This is a genomic window from Sulfurimonas sp. (assembly GCF_041563035.1).
GTDB lineage: Bacteria > Campylobacterota > Campylobacteria > Campylobacterales > Sulfurimonadaceae > Sulfurimonas.
Genome location: NZ_JBFFNS010000018.1, coordinates 15,259 through 34,893 on the forward strand (window position 1 = coordinate 15,259; position 19,635 = coordinate 34,893).

The following is a 19,635-nucleotide window of genomic DNA, read 5'->3' on the forward strand; positions in this document are numbered from 1 at the left end:
CAATCATTCGTCTTATAGTGATTGTTTATAACATCTTATTTTTCTAACAAAAGCAAGGTAATCCTTGCTTTTAGCTAGTGTTTTTTATGCCACTTCATACCACTGAAGATAGCATCCATTCCGCCTTCTTTTCCAAAGACAGCGTTGTAAATAGCCATATAAACATGACCAAGTACAAATAACATTACACCCCATGTAAGGATGTGGTGAATAATGCGGACATTTGCAAGCCCACCAATCATAACTTCGATGCTTTTCATAACATCATAAAGATATGCTCCCAGTCCATTATGGTATACATGAACATATAGAATAAGTCCTGTAATAATCAGACCGATCATCATCAGATAAAAACCAAAGTACGCCATAAACTGAATAGGGTTATACACCCCCTTTAGTTTTGGATGCTTAGTAATCAGCATATAGTAACCTACCTGCTGAATCCAAATTTTTGGATTTAAAATATCTTTAAAAGCCGCTCTTTCCATCTTATGTTTTCTTCCAAAGACGAAAAGGTAACTCTTAAGTATAATTACCGAAATAAGTACAAATCCAAAGATTATATGCCAAGATCTAATTAGAGCCTGCATAAAGTTTGTAGGATCAGCATTTACTGCCGGTGTTAAAAAAGGAACTGCTACATAAAATCCAGTTATTGTTAAAACAACAATTGAAACAGCTCTAATCCAGTGTTGCCATCTGTAAACAGATGAAAATTCCAACTCTTGTTCTATTTCGTGGTCTAATTCGATATTGTTACTAGCTTCACTAATCATAGCTTCTCCTTTTATACGCTACATCCACCATAAATAGGATCTAGTTTGTACTCACTTAGTTGATTCCCTTTTGTATCCATTACGTGAACCGCACAGGCGATACATGGGTCATAAGAGTGAATAATTCTGATAATCTCTAGTGGTTGTGTTAAATTTTCAATTTTAAGGCCAATCAAGTCAGCTTCATAAGGACCTTTAACTCCGTTAGCATCCATAGGTCCTGCATTCCAAGTAGAAGGAACAACAGCCTGATAGTTTTCAACAACACCATTTTTGATTCTAACCCAGTGACTTAACATTCCACGAGGAACATCACCGATACCTCTACCTTTATACTCTTTGTCTTTATCGATAGTATAAGTAGCACAAGTCTCTTGGTCAACTTTTAGGTTTTCAATCAAGTTGTTAAATGCGATTAGTGCATTATCACCGATTAATTTTGCCTGTAGCATTCTTGCTGCTGTTCTACCTAGTGTAGTAAATAAAGCTCCGGCAGGAAGACCTGTAGTTTTTAAGAAGTCATTAACAACTTTTTGAACTTTCTTATTACCTTTTGCATAACTAACCACCATACACGCTAGAGGACCAACTTCCATTGGTTTTCCATCATATCTAGGTGATTTGATCCAAGAATATTTTTCTTTTTCATTAATCTGCTTAGAATGAATCATTTTGCCATCTGGCCCAACAGTCTCACCATCTACAAAACCTGTATACTTAGGATCTGTCTCACCATCGTATGGGTGAAGTGCTTTGTCATTTTGGTACCAAGAGTGAGTTGCCTCTTCTGTAATTAAGTCTTCATCGATTTCAAAAACTTTACTTAGATCTCCATCATAAACGATTCCACTTTCAAAAAGTCTGTCACCGCGTCCTACAATGAAATCCTCATGAGCCATGAAGTTTTTAACACCGGCAGGTTTAACAACTGAACCTTCAGTCTTATACATTTCAGCAGCCATAACGATATCTGGGTAGTAAGCATTGTTAATAAAATTAGCAAGTACTTTAAACTTAGTCATGTATTCACCCATTTTTGCAGGGTTAAGAATATCCATAACACAAGTTACACCACCAACCGCAAGACTTTGTGGATGTGGATTTTTACCACCAAAGATAGCTAATAGTTGAGCAGCTGTTCTTTGAACTTCTAACGCTTGTAAATAGTGAGAAAGCGCTATAAGGTTTTGTTCTGGAGTCAGTCTATATGTTCCATGTCCCCAATATGCGTTGGCAAATGGTCCAAGTCCTTGAGGATTCTTAGCAAACTTACCTATTTTCTCTTTAACTAGTTTAAGCTCATTTTCACCTGTACCAATTGGGTTTTCACAATATTTAAATGCTAACTTACTTGCTTTTGCAGGGTCCGCACTCAGTGCTGATACAATATCAACCCAGTCAACACCGTGTAGGTGATAAAAGTGAACAACATGATCATGAATAAATAGTGCTGCATTCATTAGTGATCTTACTAACTCAGCATTGTAAGGAATCTTAATCCCAAGTGCATCTTCTACCGCCATAGTACTTTTAAGGTAGTGAGAATATGTACAAACACCACAAATTCTTTGCATCATTAGAGGAACGTTTCTAGGATCTCTCCCTTTAGCGATTACTTCTAACCCTCTCCATAAAGTTGAAGATACGAAAGCATCTTGAACAACTCCATCATCACCAACAATAACCTCGGCTCTTAAGTGTCCTTCTATTCTTGTTATAGGATCTACTATTACTCTTTTTGACATATTAACTCCTTGATTATTCTTTTGGTTTCTTAACAGCTGATACTGCTGCGTGCGCTGCGATTCCCACTGCTGTAACAGTAAGTAATCCTAAACCAATTTTATCTGCCGTTGCGTCTGAACCTGCTCCACCAAATGTCGTGTGGAAAAGTCTATCTGCAAGTGGTTCATGTAAAACACCCATAGTATCCCAGAAATCAGGCTCACTACATCCTGCACAACCGTGACCGGCTTGAACAGGCCAAGATGTTCCTTCATTGAACTTCTGTCTAGAACAGTTGTTAAAAGTATAAGGACCTTTACAACCTACTTTATATAGACAGTAGCCATTTTTAGCACCATCATCACCAAATTGCTCTACAAACTCACCGGCATCAAAGTGACCGCGTCTTTCACACATATCATGAATTCTAAGTCCATAAGCCCACTTTGGTCTATTGTAAGCATCAAGGGCTGGTAGTGTTCCATATAAAAGGAAGTGTAATAGTGTTCCAACGATATTACTCTCACTTGGAGGACAGCCCGGAACATTAATAACAGGTTTTTTTGTAACGTTACTAAGTGAAGTAGCATTTGTAGGATTTGGAGCTGCTGCTTGAACACCACCAAATGAAGAACAAGTACCAATAGCAAAGATTGCTGCCGCATGTTCAGATGCGTCGATTGCAGTCTGCTCACCAGTCTTACCATGTCCACCAATTGTCAAGAAATGTGCACCTTCGGCGTGAGGGATACCACCTTCAACCATTAGAACATATCTACCTTTGTATTTCTCAATGGCATGTTCAAGATTTTGTTCTGCTTGCCAACCGGCTGCTGACATAATCGTCTCTTGGTACTCTAAAGATATATGATCAAAAATCAAACTGTCAATACTTGGGCTAGCTGATCTCAATAACGATTCAGTACATCCAGTACATTCGGCCATATGCAACCATACAACAGGAAGTCTGTCCGCAACCTCTGCCGCTTTTGCAATCAATGGTGTAAAATTCGAAGGAAGTGCCAACATAGCAGTCATTCCACCTGCCCATGTCATAAAATCTCTTCTTGTAAAACCATTCTCTTTTATCAATTGTGGAATTGATTTTTGATCATCTAGTTTAGGTAACTTTGATAACTCATTTACTCTAGCTGACAACTGTTTATATAGAGTGTCATTCACCATAATTTACTCCTTTTGCTTATTCTTATTCATAAATGAATAATCATTCAGTAAGAAGTTTATATAAAAATAACTTATGTGTAGCTTAATCTTAATATTTAATTGGAGACAAATAAAAGACTGGCTCTGTTATAATTTTAACGAATACATTGCGATTTTAGGGAGATATTTTATTGAGAGAATTAAACTTATATGTTTAATTTTATGATGAATGAAATTCCTTTTGAATTCTTTTCTAGAAGATCAATTGTTCCATTTAACTTCTTTGTTACCAAGTTATATACTATGTTCATTCCAAGTCCACTTCCCCCTTGACTTCTGTTTGTAGTATAAAAAGGATCAAATATTTTTTCTTTTGAAATCTCATCCAAACCTTTACCGTCATCATCATAAGTCAGTGTCAATATCTTGTTTTCAAGTTTAGCACTTATTTTAATATTTCCTACTTCATCTTTCTCATAAGCATGAATAAGTGAGTTTAAAATAAAGTTTGTATATATTTGAGATATTGCTCCAGGGTATGAATAAAGATTAATATCCTTATCTATATCTACTTCTATCTTATGTTTTGTTCTTTTAATTTTGTTTTGAAGAGATGATAGTATTTCATACATATATTCATATAGATTAAAATCTCTCAACTCATCACTACTTTGATCAACTGCTACTTGTTTAAAACTTTTCACAAGGTCAGCTGCTCTTTTTAAGTTTTTTATTACTGAACTATTTATTTCATGAGTATCTTCTATATATGATTGAAAGTCTTTTTCACTCATACTCTTCTCTTTATAGATCTTATCTAGATTGTTCAACTCATCTTGAATGTGAGTTATACCAGTCAAAGCTATTCCAACTGGAGTGTTGATTTCATGGGCTACTCCTGCAACCATTCCACCCAAGCTTGCCATTTTTTCTGACTGTATCAATTGTGATTGTGTCTCTTGCAGAGTTTTATAGTTCTCTTCTAACTTCAAAGTTCTTTCATGTACTAGATTTTCCAGATTTTCATTAAACTCTGTAATCTCTTTCTCAAACTCTAGTCTCTGCTTTACCATATTATTTGTTGATTTTGCTAATTTTTTAAATTCTGAATATTTAAATTCTTTCTCATCTAAAATATCAGATGTTTCAAATGAATGTTTTGTAAATGTGTAAAACTGATCAAAACTACCCTTTACTTCTTTGTAAAACCTTGTTACGAAGAGATATATCAGTATGATTAATGCTAGACTTATAAGTACAGATATTAAGATGAGCGTTATAATATCATCCCTTAATTTCTCTTTTTTGACTGCTATACTGTTTTCTACCTCATCAAGATATATTCCTGAACCTACAATCCAATTCAGTTCATCAATAGACTTAACAAATGATATCTTTTCTTTTACTACTCTACTCCCTGGAATCGGCCAGTGATAATTTACAAAACCTTCACCTTTTATCTTACACACTTCAACCATCTCATTAAACAAGAACTTACCGTTTGGATCTTTATAGTCTCCGACATATTTACCGTCTAAGCTAGTAATAATAGGATGCATTATTATTGTAGGAGTAAAATCATTTATCCAGAAATATCCATATTCACCGTATCTTAGTTTAGACACATATTTGACTATCTCATCCTTTTCAAATATTTTTTTCTCAGATATTAATTTCACCAGGAGTTTTACGGAATGCTCTACAATTTTCTTTTGTTCTGTTATATGACTTTGACGAAGGTATTTTATATCTTTGTTGTAATCATCTACTATATAATAAAACCATAACGCAGTCAGAAGCAGTACCCCCATTGCCACAAGTATGTTTGTGTTATAAAGGATTTTTTTTGAAAGAGTAGAGTTGTTCATTTAAACTTATTCCTTATAAACAGAAAGTTCTGACATTATCATCTTCACTTCATCTATATTATCCAACAACAAATCTACTAGTTTTGGATCAAAGTGTTTTCCTTTTTCACTAATTATGAGCTCTATAGTTCTTTCAAGACTCCAAGCCTCTTTATAAACTCTTTTTTGAGTAAGTGCGTCAAATACATCTACAACCGCTGTAATCCTTCCATACAAAGAGATATCTTCACCGCTTAATCCTTGAGGATATCCACTGCCATCCCACCTCTCATGATGCTCATACGCTACAGTTCTAGCAATACGTAACAACTCTTTTTTTGAACCTGCTAACATATCATGACCTATTTGTGCATGTGTTTTCATAATTTCAAATTCGTCATAAGTTAACTTACCGGGTTTTAAAAGTATACTGTCGGGAATGCCTATCTTGCCAATGTCATGCATCGGACTAGCCAACTTGAACTTGTACGCTTCATGTTCTTCGACGCCTGAGGCCTTGGCTAACATATAAGATATTTGTGCAACCCTCTTAACATGAAAAGCAGCTTCTTTTGATCTGTTTTCTACAACTTCACCTAATCTTTCGATTATCTCTTTTTGAGTATCAATAATCTCATTATTTAAACATATATTATCAAAGGCTACAGAAATATTATGCATAAATATCTCTAAAAAATTTCTATCTTCACTATCGAGATCACGACATCCTTCCATATATAAAAATATTATATTGTTGTCATTTGATTCAAAATAACCAACATATATGTCATCATCAAAATAGCTATCTTTGTTCAAATATGCTCTGTTTAAATATTCTAATGCTTCAGGTACTATATTAGTATCTTTTCTTTTTACACTAAACTTTCCAGTAGAAGCAATCATCCTAAACTTATTATTGTTTAAATTTGCAAAAAAAGAGTCACCTGTACTGTATTGATATAGAGATGGCTTTGAAATATTTAAAATTGATGTAAGTTGAGTTAAAACTCCACTTGTAAACTTTAGGAGTGATCTTACTTTGAAAACCGACCTAGAAGCTTCTATAATTTTTGAAAGACCTACTCTATTTCGCTCAATAGTATGTAGATGGTGGCTTGTTCTAAGAGATGCTATTACAGTAGTCAGTAGTTTGATAGATGTAAGTTCTGTTTTTTCTTTATAATCATCAATACCATAGTTGATGATTACATCTTTTTCAGGTGCACTTCCCGGTTGTCCCGTTCTAAGGACTATTCGAAGTGTTGTATTTTTAAGCTCTTCTCTTATTTTTTTTACTGTAAGCAGACCGTCGTCATCACTATCCATAACTACGTCTAAAAGAAGTAGGTTTATCTCTGGATTTTTTTTAAGTATCTCTACGGTCTCTTTGCCATTGTATGCATGAAAAAACTCCAAACCTCTATTTTCAAAACTAAACTTCTTAAGTGCAAGTTTTGTCATAGTGTGGACATCTTCCTCATCATCGGCGATAAGAATTTTCCAACTATCTAATTGGCTCTTTTGTGACTCTTCTTTTTCTTGTGCAAATTGAAAATCCATATTAACCTGCCTCTAATTCTCAAGCTCTATAATATTTGATTATACAAGGGTTTTTTTTAAGGTAAGTTAAAAATTAATGAGTAGTACAAACAGAACAGACATCAAAAGTTTTGAAGACAAGTTCGGCAGTTTTAATATCTTCTAAACCTATCATCGCTTTTTGTGAAACTCCAGGATTTTCTTTTGTTCCGTTACCTAGGTTCCACTGAGTTGGAGTTATAATCTCATAATTTTTTATAACCCCATTTTCAAGATCAACTTTATGAATTAGGGACCCTCTCGCAGCTTCAACAGCACTTTCTCCAGAACCATTAACATGAGTAATATCTACTGAAGGCTCTATATATGATGGTTCGCTAATATCAAGTTGTTCAAGTAACTCTTTAGAATGGTTTAGGAGTTGTGGAATCTCACATACCCTAGCGATAATTCTACTAAAGATATTGTCACCATATCTTCTGTGAGCATCTTTTACAAGCGGTATCTTATTTATCATTGCACGAGCCAGTGGACCTACTTCATAATACTTATCTTTGTACATTACATTTTTTGCTAAAGAGTTTGGATTGCTATACTCTTTCACATAGTCTATAGATATGTTATGTGTAGCTATAGTCTTATGAGACTTACCCTTGGTAAAATAACTATTTTCCCCAAAAGCTATAAATCTATCATATGTTTTCCCATATGATAGGTATTTTTTCTTTTTTATCTCTTTTAGAATATCCGGTAGATCACCACTTTTTTTTAAAACTTTATCTACGTTATCACATACTAAAAAGTCTTTTGTGTCAGCTTGTACTACATTTGTTTCAAAAAACTTTATAGTTTCTTCTATATAGTGTTTTACTTTAATGATATCCATCTCAGTCACATCACAAACAACACCACCGACTATAGCATAAGATGTATGCGGATATTGTCCGCCAAAAACAGCTATTGCTTTTGCCATCAATTGTGTAGGATATGTAGCTTTAAGCACTTCTTGCTTCTCGCCAAAAAGAGGTCTCATTGTAAGATAGAACCATTTAAAATGGTTCTGTATAAGCTCAAAGGTAAGAGTCAGTTCTCTTATTATCTTGGCTTTGTTAGATATCTCTATGTTTTCATAACAGTCTTCAAGAGCCTGAACGGTAGCTATAAGGTGAGCATGTCCACATATTCCACATACTCTTGGGTTTATGACAAGTGCATCTAGAGGTGACTTACCTCTTAAAATATTTTCTATATTTCTAGCAGTCATAAACTCGATATCTACAAAATCAATCTTCCCATCTTCAAAACTAAAATCCAGTTTCGCTTCACCCTCTATTTTTTCTATTAGCTCAATCATCAAATAACTTCTTTTCTAATCTATCTATCGTAAATGCTTTTGTTATACCAGCGAGTGTAAGATATGTTCTTTTCCCTACACCAAGAGGAAGTTCCTGAGGAATACCCATGTTCTTTTTTGTACCAAATAGATTGCTTTTTGGAAATCCCGGTTCAGTACATCCCATACATGGAAGACCTGCTCTAGTCTTTGAGTTTACTTCATTCCAGAGTATTTTGTTACAGCTTCCATGTGTAAACGGTGCTTGGCAACCATGATCGTAAAACATACAACCCTCTAACTCACCAAACTTATGGTTATCTACTTTATACTCAAAGTATTCATTTCTTGTACATCCATTATGAATAGTATAAGCAAAGTAATCTTTTGGTCTTAAAAAGTTGTCTAGTTGCAGATCAACACTTTTTTTAATTGCGTAGAGAGTATTTACCAAAACTTCCGGATGCACAGGACAACCAGAAAGAGAAATGGTTTTACCTAAGAGATCTTGAAACCTGTCTATTTTTTTTTCTTTTTCAAAGTGCAGTCCGGTAGTATCATTATAGTCACTCTCTCTAAAGATTCCGCCAAAGGTTGCACAAGTTCCTACTGTAACTATCTTTTTAACTATTGTTGCATACTTTTTGATTATATCTACAACTCTGACATCTGCTCTTTTGATCTCTTCTGAGATTGAGCCCTCTATAAGTAATATATCACAAGCTATTGTCTCTGAGACAATCTCTTTAAGGCTATAGTTTGAGTCAATAACTGGGTGGTATATGAATTCAAAATCGTTTAGAAATTGTTCCATATATGGATAGTTTAAAAAGGAGTGAGTGTTGCCATTACAAGCTATGGAACTAAGCCATAACACTCTTACCTTATTATTCATAATTTTTTAAACGCTTAGAGCTTTGTATACATTATATGAAATATCATCAACATAATCATCTAACTCTTTAGGTAAAATATTTTCACCTTTTAAGAAAACCATACCGCCAAGATAACCCATAAAAAGTCCAAAAGCACTAAAGAAGTCTTGATCTCTCAAGTCTCCACACTTTACACCTTCTTCAAAATAGATCATAATCTCTGTAACAAACTCGTTAACACAGATCATTCCTTCACATCCCTCTTTAAAAACTTCGCGAGTTGATAGATAGATTCTTAAAAAATAATCTATCATCTCAGGTTTTTGCATAGCTGTCTCGAAATAAACTTCGATTATTTTTCTAGTTTTCTCTTCTGTCGATATATCTTGTTCATTAATCTCTTTTAATTTATGACCTAGATATATTGATATGTACTTTATTATCTCTTTGGCAAGAATATCTTTTGATTTAAAGTAGTTGTACATATTACCAACACTCATCTTTAGCGCATTGGCTATATCTGGAATGGTAGTGTTATAAAAACCCTTTACAGAAAAAAGTTCTAATGCACTTTGCATTATCTGTTCTTTTTTCTGTTCTTTTTTACTTAACAATATGTCTTCTCCTTAACTTCTTACACAATTATACTATGTCTAATCATCTAATGCAAAACCTTTTGAGAAGTATGGGTTATTTAGTTGAAACTTACTTAGTATTCTGCTGTAAAGTACCGTGTTTTCAAACATATCGCCCATCATTACAAACTTATCAATTTTAAACTTCGTCTTTAATTGACCCAAAGTTGATATAGCCATATCTCCAAGAGCTTCAAAAATAGAGTATGCTAAATAATGTTCATCAGTATCTGCCAATTTAAAGCTCATGATAGAACCTATAAAAGAAACATAATCAAAACCGTCATCACCATAGTTAGTATCTATCTTTAAGCCTCCATTTCCGTGAAATTCTAGGGACTTATCACTAACTGATTCGAAGTTTTTTTCTTTTAACTCTAGTATGGAAGCAACTGTCTCAAACATTCTATATTCATCATTTTGGTGAAGTTCTTGCATAATACTCGGAAACTTTTTTTCAAAATTTGCAAGAAGTTTTGACTTGTTCTCATCATCTGACATTTGCTCTAATACATCTTTTAGTATAAAACTTTGAAAATTGATTACTTTTTTATGTCCTGTCTCGTTTGAGACTATAAAAGATATACCGTCTCTTGTACTTAAATTTGCTGCAATTGAACCTTTAAGAAAGTCTGCTTCTTGTGCAATGTTTAAAAACCTATTGATTTCTTTGTCAGCATCTAACTCTTTTAGCTCTTTTGTTACACCTCTTGCATCTCTTATAACTGTTATATTATCTTGAACAACAACAACTTTTAGATCATCACTACTCTCAAAAAACAGATATTCAACTTCACTTTCTCTTGCATTTAGTGCAACTAGATTACTCTTTACACTATATGGAGATTTTATGTTTATAAAATTTTTCCCTGTTAGATCTCTTAAAACTTCATCTTTAATAGTAACTTTGAGAGTTGGTTTTTCTATACTAAATAGTGCTTTTATCTCCTCTGCAGTCATTACAAATAGCCTATTAACACTATTTGGGTCTACTATGAGAAGATCACTTCCTTGGCTATAGTGTGGAGAGTAGTACTTAGAGTCCAAGAACTCTTGATTAGCCTCGTTTGAATAGTGAGTACATTTTAGAGAATCATTTAAATAATCTTCACTTGCCGGATCTGTTAATCTTTCCAAGCATCTAGGGCATGCTGATATATTATAAGTAGGTGATTTAAAGTCTGATTCTAAACTCTCTGAATCTACTTCTATAGTCTGTATGTCACCTAGAAACAAGGAGTGAGCCAGATATTTATTTGAAAGTTGACTAAAGTCAGCTATAGCTTTTTGATTAGAATCATCCAACCTCATTACTATAGAGTCATCAGCTTGGGAGATACTACCGACGATACCACTCTCTTTAATCATAGATTGTAAAAATCCTGCAAAATATTTACTGTCACTTTTATACTTAATTACTTGTTTGATAGCCATTTTTAAACTCACTTTGTGGATTTGCATATTTTTCTATAATATCATCTAGCATTATAATCTCAGAATTTTTTTTGTACTTTATACCTGATTTATCCAGTTCAACTACTGCTGCATCTATTAAATTATGAAACTTATCTTTCATCTCGTTCGTCAAACCTATATTTACACTCTCTATATCTTTTGGAATAATTCCTATAATATTTACTTCTGCCATTCTCTCTAAAAGTGAACAGATTTCAAGCATCTCTATTATCTCTACTTCGTGAGCAGTCTGTTTATAACTTCCAAGTCCTAGTAACTCTTCTGATGGCATGTTATAGATAGAACCTACCTCATCATCCATAGTAATTGTGTCTAGGATTATCACTTTATCATAGTCTTGGTAATATGTCATTAGCTGAAAGCCTAGTACCCCGCCATCAACTAATGTCACATCGTCAGTAAATGTAAAATTTTCTTCCATATATCTTGAAGCATACACACCTACACCCTCATCTTGGTAAATTACTGTACCTGCACCAATAATAGCTGTTTTCATTATTAATATACTCCATGATTTTTTGCCTAAACGGCTAGCGTAGCCAAAGGGATTTCATTCCTTTGGCGTAAAAATAGTGGTTATTCTTCTACGAATTTGCTTCCACCAACAACGATGTTGATATCACCCTCTTTCCAGAAGATTGTTCTCCATATTTGATAATAAACATGAAACATCACCCATGCAATAATTGCATACATAGTATAGTGATGTGAGATCCTGACATCCATATAAGTTCCACCTGTTGCCACTACAACCCAATCAGTTGTCAAATGTAGTATAGCCGGCCACCAAGCACCAATAGAACTTAGTCCAGATGCAAGTCCATGCACATACAGTTGTAGTCCGGTAAATAGCATCCAGACTAACAACATATGAAATACAAAGAAAAATATAGAGTTAAAACTATCTGTATGAGATGAGTCAAACTCTTTTACACGATTTAATGTAATAAGATTTATAAATACATCTACAAACTCTTTTACATTTTTAGCATTTGGAATTAACTTTTTATAAGGCTTTTCAAATCTTGAAAAAAAGTACAAATAAGCCACAATAACACTACTAACATCAAAGATGATAGCAACTATCAGATGCCCTAGTCTATTCCAAGCCATTACATATTTGTCAACCGCAGGATCTGCGATAAAACTCTGATAATATGGATGACCAATATATAAGCCAGTTACAATTGCAACTATCATAGAGATAGCAACCACCCAGTGGTTGATTCTCATAAACCCGGTCATCCTCTCAATTTTTTTATAACTCATGACGGGCTCCTTTAAACTGCGCAGCTAGTGTTTACTTTGAAACTACTAAGTTCTTTTCCTTTTGTATCAACGATATGTACAGCACATGCTATACAAGGGTCAAAACTATGTACAGTTCTTAGTATCTCCAATGGTTGTTCAGGATCTGCTACTTTAGTGCCAATTAGGGCTGACTCATAAGCACCTTTTCTATCTTTGTAGTCTCTTGGAGCTGCGTTCCATGTTGATGGTACAACTGCTTGGTAATTTTCAATCTTACCGTCTTTAATAACTACCCAGTGTCCTAAGCCTCCACGTGGAGCCTCAGCCATACCATAACCTTTAGCATCTTTAGAAACTTTGTCAAAATCAAATTCTGTCCAAGTACTAACATCTCCAGATGCAACATTTGCAGCCAACTCATCTACCCAACCCATCATAACATCAGCCATAAGTTCTGTCTCAATTGCACGAGCAGCTGTTCTACCTACAGTTGAGAAAATAACAGATGCCGGAGCAGCTGTTTTTAGTCCTAAAGTTTTTCCAAGTTTAGTTAAGAAACCAACTGCATACTTAGTAATCTCTTTATCACCAGAAGCAAGACCTACAGCTATACGAGCCAGTGGACCAACTTCCATTCTTGTATCATCATATAGTGGTGACTTAATCCAAGAATATTTTTCTTTAGTTTTTAGATAAGCATAACCATCTGCTTTTTTCTCTAAACCAGTGTATTTAGGATTAGTTATCCCGTCAAATGGGTGAAGACCTTTGTCATTTGCACCTTCATACCATGCATGTGAAACATCTTCAGTAATTTTTGTCTGATCAAGTGGGTGAAGCTTACTTAAATCACCATTTAGTACTACTCCGGAAGGAAACAGAGTTGAAGCCTTATAAAACTCTGTATCATCAAGTCTAAAATCACCATAACTCATATAGTTCTTAAGTCCCGAACCTGTTCCATCAAGTGCTTCATCAGCATAGACAGTACCTGCCATTAATACATCAACCAAATAAGCGTTCTTAATAAAGTTTCTAGCCTTGTTGAGTAAAGATTTGTACTCAGTAATTCTAGCCGGATTTTGAATATCTTGAACACATGTAACACCGCCAACTACTAATGACTGAGGGTGAGGCATCTTACCACCGAAGATAGCCATCATTTTTGACATATCTCTTTGCATATCCAGTGCTTGAAGGTAGTGAGCCACAGCAATAAGATTTTGTTCTGCTGATAGTTTGTAGTTCTTATTTCCCCAATACGCATTTGAGAAAATTCCAAGACGACCCTGCGCAACAAACTTAGCAACTCTCTCTTGAATAGCCCTAAGATCTCCTTCACCTGCACCATGAGGAGTATCCGTCCACTTTAAAGCTTCAGCTGCAGCTAGTTTAGGATCAGCTTTTAGTGCAGATGTAATATCTACCCAGTCAAGAGCATGAAGATGATAAAAGTGAACAACGTGATCATGGACATAAAGAGCACCTTGAATCAAATTTCTAACAATTCTTGCATTTTTAGGGATATTTACTTTAAATGCATTTTCAACAGCTTCTATACTTCTTTGATAGTGAGTACCTGTACAAACACCACATATTCTCATTGCAAGAAGTCCTGCATCTCTAGGGTCACGTCCTTTTAAGATAGTCTCAATTCCTCTAAACATCGTAGAACTTGCAAATGCATCTGTAATTACATTATTTTCATCAATTACCGCTTCTATTCTTAAATGTCCTTCAATCCTTGTTATCGGATCTACTATTATATGTTTGCTTGCCATCTACTCTTCCCCTTCTTTTTTCCCAGCTATAATACTTGCCACTGCATGAATACCGATACCAATACCAGCTGCAGTAACCAACCCTAAACCAAATTCATCTACAGTTTTTTCTACTCCTCCACCTGGAGCTTTAAAGTGTGTATCTGCCATTGGTCTTTCTTGGGCATACTTATCCCAGAACTGTGGTTCAGAACAACCAATACAACCGTGCCCTGCACCAATAGGCCAGTTAGTACCACTGTTATATCTGACAATAGAACAGTTGTTGAATGTCATAGGACCTTTACATCCCATCTTATATAGACAGAAATTATTTTGAGCACCTTTGTCACCCCACTCTTCTACAAACTCACCTGCATCAAAGTGTGCACGTCTCTCACAGTTATCATGTATTCTATATCCAAATGCAAACTTAGGACGGTTAAGATGATCAAGCTCTGGAATTTGCCCAGATAAAACATAGTGAAGAATAGTTCCTGTAATATTTGCAGGATTTGCAGGACAAGCGGGAATGTTAATAATAGGCTTACCACGAACAACATCCTGAACACCTACTGCACCTGTTGGATTTGGAGATGCTGCAGGAACACCACCAAATGTTGCACAAGTACCTACTGCTACAACAGCAGCACTATTTTTTGCAACATGGTTTAAATGATCTACAAAAGTTTCACCTTTTGCACCGATAGTTCCATATAAACCATTCATAGCTAAAGGAACCGACCCTTCGACAACACAAAGGTATTTACCTTTAAATGTATGCATAGCCTCTTCTAAATGTGCTTCAGCTGCATGACCGGCTGCTGACATAAGTGTCTCATTAAACTCTAATGAAATTGTTTCTAAGATCAACTCATCAATTGTTGGAGAATCACTTCTTAAAATTGCTTCTGAGTTACCGGCACAATCTTGAAGTTCTATCCAAATAATCGGAACTCTATTCATAAGCTCTGCTGCCCTAGCAATAAGAGGAGTAAAGTTTGATGGGAGCATTAACGCTGCACACGCTGCACTCGCCCACTTCATAAAATCTCTTCTATCAAGACCTTCTGCATCTAAAATGGCGTGAATTGACACTTTAGACGCGGCCGGTGTACTTTCTAGCTCTTCTAGCCGTTTGGTCATTGTCTGCATTAAAGAATCGTAATACTCAGCCCCACGGTTAGTGTTGATTTTCGATCCTTTAGCACTAAACATTTTTGCTAAGGCCTCTCTTTTTTCAATCATAATCTACCCCTTATTTTGGAAATCAAAGCTTATGAATGAGTATTCATTTATTAATATGAATAATTATTCATTTCAGTTAATTGTAATGGATATAAACTTAAGTTATACTTATTTTTGGTGATGAAAAAAAGAAGCATGTTATAAAAAAAAATTATATTAGGAAGTAAATGAAATATATTATTAAGTTGAGAGCCTTAGAATTGATAATTATTTAAAAAAAACTAAAGCTGTTTTTTATTGAATATATGTATTAAATAAACTAGATAAGACTACTGCAGAATGAATCTATTCATATTATCTTTGTAGTCATATGATAGCTTATACCCACTAGCATTTAAGATATTGTTTATAATGTAAAATCCTAATCCAAAACTTTGATTTGATTTTACGTTTTCACCACTAAAAAATGGTTCATAATACTCTTCTAATGAATGTTGCAACTCTTTACCTCTATTTTCAAAGATAATTCTTTTAGCATCTGTTTTTATAACTACTTTTTTATCAGAAGAATACTTTATGCCATTATCGATCAGATTTTTAATAGCTATTGAGAAGAGTTTAAAGTCAACACTTATTTTAATATCTTCAAATTCTGACACAACACTGTCTTCATCACACATTAAAATATCAACAGCATTATCAATAATATCTGCTAAGTGATACTCTTTTTTATCCAATACCTTTTTAGTAGATATCAATTCTTCTATAGAAGCAAACTCACTTATAAGTGATTCTAGTCTATAAAACACTTTTTGCATCTTGATATTGTTTTCTTCATTTTGAGGGAGTTCTGCTAAAAACTTACCTTTTGTTATTGGAGTCTTTAGTTCATGCATTATATTTCGTATAAAAACATTTCTAGACTCTTTTAATTTTTTAAGTTTTTTAGCTGATTTGTCAAACTCATTTGCAAGAAGTGATATCTCATCTTTTTCATCACTCGCACATGAAATGTCAAACTCTTCGTCTCCAAAGTTTTGAACTTTATCTTTTAGAGTGTTTAATGGTCTTAACTTTTTTAGTGTTGTTATATATAAAAATACAAAGGTTAGAAATATAACTGCAAATATAATTAAAATAATTTCTCTATGACTATCTGATGGGTTGTCATTTTTTAAAATAACATTCCCTCTTCTAGTCTGAATATATACATAGTATTTATCATCTATACTAAATTGCTGGATTTTTGCTTTGCCTCTGCCTCTTACATGAGACTCTCCATGTTTAATACTTGGATTATCCAATATTTTTCTTTGCTGAATATGGTCTATGATGATTGAGTAGTTGATTAGTTTTAAATTTTCTTCTAACTCTTGTGTAAAGCCATGATGTTTAAAATCTCTCATAAAGAGGTTAGTAGCGTCCATACCTCTTTTGAGCATGAAAAAATCTTCTCTTTTTTCACTTACCTTATAGAGGATGCTAAAGCTTACTAGTACAAGTACTAACGCAATGATAAAAGTAATAGTTATTGTAAATATTATTGAGTTTTTATTCATTCTACCAGTTTATACCCCACGCCTCTCATAGTTAAAAAGTACTCCGGTTTTTTAGGATCTTCTTCTATTTTATGTCTTATCCTGTTTATGATTACCGCTATGCTTCCACTATCTTCATCACTGTTTAAAAAATCACAACTATCGAGAATGTCATATCTTGAAACTACAAAACCTTTTCTTTTGCACATTAGAGACATTATCTGGAATTCTGCGGGAGTAAACTTTATAAACTTACCGTCTTTTTTTATCTCTTGTTTTGCTTCATCTAAGACAAATATCTCTTTCTTTTCTTCTGCAACTTTTGGCATCTGCTTATTAAAACGTCTTAGTATTGTTTTTATCCTGACTTCAAGTTCTCTTGGGTCATAAGGTTTTGGAAGGTAGTCATCAGCCCCGAGTTCCAGTGCTATAACTTTATCTGTTATATCACTTCTGGCACTAGATATTATGATAGGGATATCATACTTTGTAACTAACTCTTTACAGACTTCTAAACCATCCATCCCAGGTAGAGTCAAATCTAATATAATAAGATCAAACTCTTCTAAAGCTATAGCACTAAGTGCTATAAAAGGGTCTTCATAGTTTGTAACGGAGATATTAAACTTTGAGAGATACTGAGTCAGGACTTCTGCTAATTCAGTATCATCTTCTACCATTGCAATTTTTAACATTACAATTCATACCTTTACTCATATTTTTTTTCATGATATCTCTCATATCAAGCATAGTTTTGAGATCTTTCTTTTGTGAAGAATCAAGAACTCTGTATATTTTTTCAATCATATCTGCTTTTGCCTCAATTCTAGCATCTCTTCTCTCATTTGCCAATTTAATGAACTCTTTTTTATCAAAAGATGTGTCTGTAAATGCATCATGAGGGTTAGGAACACCAGCTACACTCTTTTTAACTATAGCTATTATCTCTGTTCTTTGCTTATCAGTAAGGTCAAGCTTCATAACTGTTTTCATGAACATTTGTCCACCTCTACCTTGCTGTTGACTTTTCATCATCTTACTTTGCATATATGCAGGCTTGTTTCCTTGTTGCATCTGACCTTGTCCGTTAAATGCTAATAGAGATGATGCCAATAATGCCGCTGCTGTTAAACTTAAAATAATTTTCGTGTTCATGATGAACTCCTTTTGTTTTAAGTAATGGAGCATAGATAACTTCGTATTCAACAACATTTAAAAGGTTTATATTCAAGGCGAACTTTGCTTGGCGATGCTGGCATCGTTAAGTGAAGTTCAACGCAGAAGATGAATTTTTTAAATGTTGCCCTTTGGGTGAGAAGAGAAGCTACAATCTGCTTCGTTAAAATCTTTTGAAGCACAATAAGTGCGACTTCAAGATTTTGCCTCACATCTTATAGCTTCTCTTCTCATTGAGTATGAAGTTATTTATGTTCCATTACTTGTAATTAAAAGTATAAGATTATGGGATTAACAATATTTTAATTTGAGTTTAACGAAGTATTAACGAGATGCGAGGTTATATTAGAATTGATAAGAGTACATAAGGGAGCCATAGGTATCAGCTCCGTCTTGTTGATGTGTATATGGTGATTGAGATTGGTAAAAGTATGATAGTTTATGAACATTGTAGTAAATCTCTGCACCAAGATATAGAGAAGCATGCAGAGTTCTTTCACTAATATCATATCCATCTTTTTGGGCTTGATCAATTATATAAGAGTATCCTTGCAAAGCCCCGTTTATACCACTGCTTAGTGACCAACCAAAACCATTGCAAACTTTATCTGTCTCCAAGAGTCCAGCTTCTTCTCTTAAGTATGGATAGTGAACATTAAAGTTTTGTACATAGTTATCTCCGATGCGAAACATAGTTCCAACAAAAGCATCTATCTCAAAAGTACCAAACTGCAGACCTGCATGATTGAACCAATCCATACTCAAAGAGTTAGAACTTTTAGATTTCCAACTAGTATAACCATGTCTATATAGAGCGTTAACCGTATATTTTGTGCCTATCTGAGTATTCCAACCTTTGGCATGTGGATTACCTATAAGAGAATGAAATGTATTTTGCATCTGTTTTGCACCGGAATTTGGACCAACAACACCGAGATCAACTCTATACTCAACAAAACTATCATCATCCCACTCAAAAAGATAGAGACCAAGTGCCAAGTAACCGGCATATGGAATATCATCATATTGAGGAGTAGATATTGTCGTATCTATAGGAGTTATGATTATCTGAGAAAGACTTGCTCCTGCACTGTACCGCTTAGAACTATTAAGCCCGCTTAGAGCTTTAAATGAGCCTATCATTAGCTCACTATATGCATTAACAGAACTATCTTTCTTATGCTCTGAGCTATCATCCAGCCAGCTAAAAGCTACACCATTTGTAAAGTGCTGGTCAGTCCCTGCAAAGAAGTCATTATAAAGCTGAAAAGAGAACTGATCCGCACTAAGAGTAGATGCGATTAGAATCGATAATAATTTTTTATAATGTTTCATACGGTTATTCTAACCCT

At 34.3% G+C, this 19,635-nt stretch carries 17 protein-coding genes; all 17 read right to left on the reverse strand.

The window, feature by feature from the left end; all coding sequences use genetic code 11:
* Nucleotides 1-74 precede the first annotated feature (74 nt).
* Entirely contained in the window at nucleotides 75-776 is a 702-nt protein-coding gene (gene cybH, locus ABZC13_RS11000; RefSeq protein WP_373003541.1) for a Ni/Fe-hydrogenase, b-type cytochrome subunit, read from the reverse strand.
* A gap of 11 nt (nucleotides 777-787) precedes the next feature.
* Nucleotides 788-2,521 carry a nickel-dependent hydrogenase large subunit gene (locus ABZC13_RS11005; protein WP_373003544.1) on the reverse strand — a complete coding sequence of 578 codons (1,734 nt, stop codon included), beginning with the start codon at nucleotides 2,519-2,521 and terminating at the stop codon, nucleotides 788-790.
* Nucleotides 2,522-2,534: 13 nt separating this feature from the next.
* The gene (locus ABZC13_RS11010) at nucleotides 2,535-3,686 is read right to left on the reverse strand and encodes a hydrogenase small subunit (RefSeq protein WP_373003547.1); all 1,152 of its coding nucleotides are present in this window, start codon (nucleotides 3,684-3,686) and stop codon (nucleotides 2,535-2,537) included.
* 185 nt (nucleotides 3,687-3,871) lie between these two features.
* Nucleotides 3,872-5,533 (reverse strand): cache domain-containing protein, encoded by a 1,662-nt coding sequence (locus tag ABZC13_RS11015; RefSeq protein ID WP_373003550.1) that lies wholly within the window; start codon nucleotides 5,531-5,533, stop codon nucleotides 3,872-3,874.
* A gap of 6 nt (nucleotides 5,534-5,539) precedes the next feature.
* A complete protein-coding gene (locus tag ABZC13_RS11020) occupies nucleotides 5,540-7,072 on the reverse strand; it encodes a DUF3369 domain-containing protein (protein WP_373003553.1) in 1,533 nt (510 codons plus the stop codon).
* A 73-nt stretch (nucleotides 7,073-7,145) separates the two neighbouring features.
* Entirely contained in the window at nucleotides 7,146-8,405 is a 1,260-nt protein-coding gene (locus tag ABZC13_RS11025) for a nickel-dependent hydrogenase large subunit (RefSeq protein ID WP_373003556.1), read from the reverse strand.
* Nucleotides 8,398-9,279: a hydrogenase gene (locus tag ABZC13_RS11030; protein WP_373003559.1), complete on the reverse strand. Its 882-nt coding sequence runs from the start codon at nucleotides 9,277-9,279 to the stop codon at nucleotides 8,398-8,400. The genes ABZC13_RS11025 and ABZC13_RS11030 overlap by 8 nt, the downstream gene beginning before the upstream one ends.
* A 6-nt stretch (nucleotides 9,280-9,285) precedes the next feature.
* Nucleotides 9,286-9,873 carry a TetR/AcrR family transcriptional regulator gene (locus ABZC13_RS11035; RefSeq protein WP_373003562.1) on the reverse strand — a complete coding sequence of 196 codons (588 nt, stop codon included), beginning with the start codon at nucleotides 9,871-9,873 and terminating at the stop codon, nucleotides 9,286-9,288.
* A gap of 39 nt (nucleotides 9,874-9,912) precedes the next feature.
* Entirely contained in the window at nucleotides 9,913-11,328 is a 1,416-nt protein-coding gene (locus ABZC13_RS11040; RefSeq protein WP_373003565.1) for a hydrogenase, read from the reverse strand.
* Nucleotides 11,306-11,866 carry a HyaD/HybD family hydrogenase maturation endopeptidase gene (locus tag ABZC13_RS11045; protein WP_373003568.1) on the reverse strand — a complete coding sequence of 187 codons (561 nt, stop codon included), beginning with the start codon at nucleotides 11,864-11,866 and terminating at the stop codon, nucleotides 11,306-11,308. Before ABZC13_RS11045 ends, ABZC13_RS11040 begins: the two co-directional genes overlap by 23 nt.
* 80 nt (nucleotides 11,867-11,946) lie before the next feature.
* Nucleotides 11,947-12,639, reverse strand: a complete 693-nt coding sequence (locus ABZC13_RS11050) for a cytochrome b/b6 domain-containing protein (RefSeq protein ID WP_373003571.1) — start codon at nucleotides 12,637-12,639, stop codon at nucleotides 11,947-11,949.
* Between the two features lie 11 nt (nucleotides 12,640-12,650).
* The gene (locus tag ABZC13_RS11055) at nucleotides 12,651-14,402 is read right to left on the reverse strand and encodes a nickel-dependent hydrogenase large subunit (RefSeq protein WP_373003573.1); all 1,752 of its coding nucleotides are present in this window, start codon (nucleotides 14,400-14,402) and stop codon (nucleotides 12,651-12,653) included.
* On the reverse strand, nucleotides 14,403-15,629 hold the full coding sequence (locus ABZC13_RS11060) for a hydrogenase small subunit (RefSeq protein ID WP_373003576.1): 1,227 nt from the start codon (nucleotides 15,627-15,629) through the stop codon (nucleotides 14,403-14,405). It abuts the gene before it with no gap.
* A gap of 269 nt (nucleotides 15,630-15,898) precedes the next feature.
* Nucleotides 15,899-17,128 (reverse strand): ArsS family sensor histidine kinase, encoded by a 1,230-nt coding sequence (locus ABZC13_RS11065; RefSeq protein ID WP_373003579.1) that lies wholly within the window; start codon nucleotides 17,126-17,128, stop codon nucleotides 15,899-15,901.
* Entirely contained in the window at nucleotides 17,125-17,802 is a 678-nt protein-coding gene (locus tag ABZC13_RS11070; RefSeq protein WP_373003582.1) for a response regulator transcription factor, read from the reverse strand. The genes ABZC13_RS11065 and ABZC13_RS11070 overlap by 4 nt, the downstream gene beginning before the upstream one ends.
* Nucleotides 17,774-18,262, reverse strand: coding sequence for a Spy/CpxP family protein refolding chaperone (locus ABZC13_RS11075; RefSeq protein ID WP_373003585.1), 489 nt, complete (start codon nucleotides 18,260-18,262; stop codon nucleotides 17,774-17,776). The genes ABZC13_RS11070 and ABZC13_RS11075 overlap by 29 nt, the downstream gene beginning before the upstream one ends.
* A 366-nt stretch (nucleotides 18,263-18,628) precedes the next feature.
* Nucleotides 18,629-19,618, reverse strand: a complete 990-nt coding sequence (locus ABZC13_RS11080) for a lipid A deacylase LpxR family protein (RefSeq protein WP_373003588.1) — start codon at nucleotides 19,616-19,618, stop codon at nucleotides 18,629-18,631.
* Between the last annotated feature and the right edge of the window lie 17 nt (nucleotides 19,619-19,635).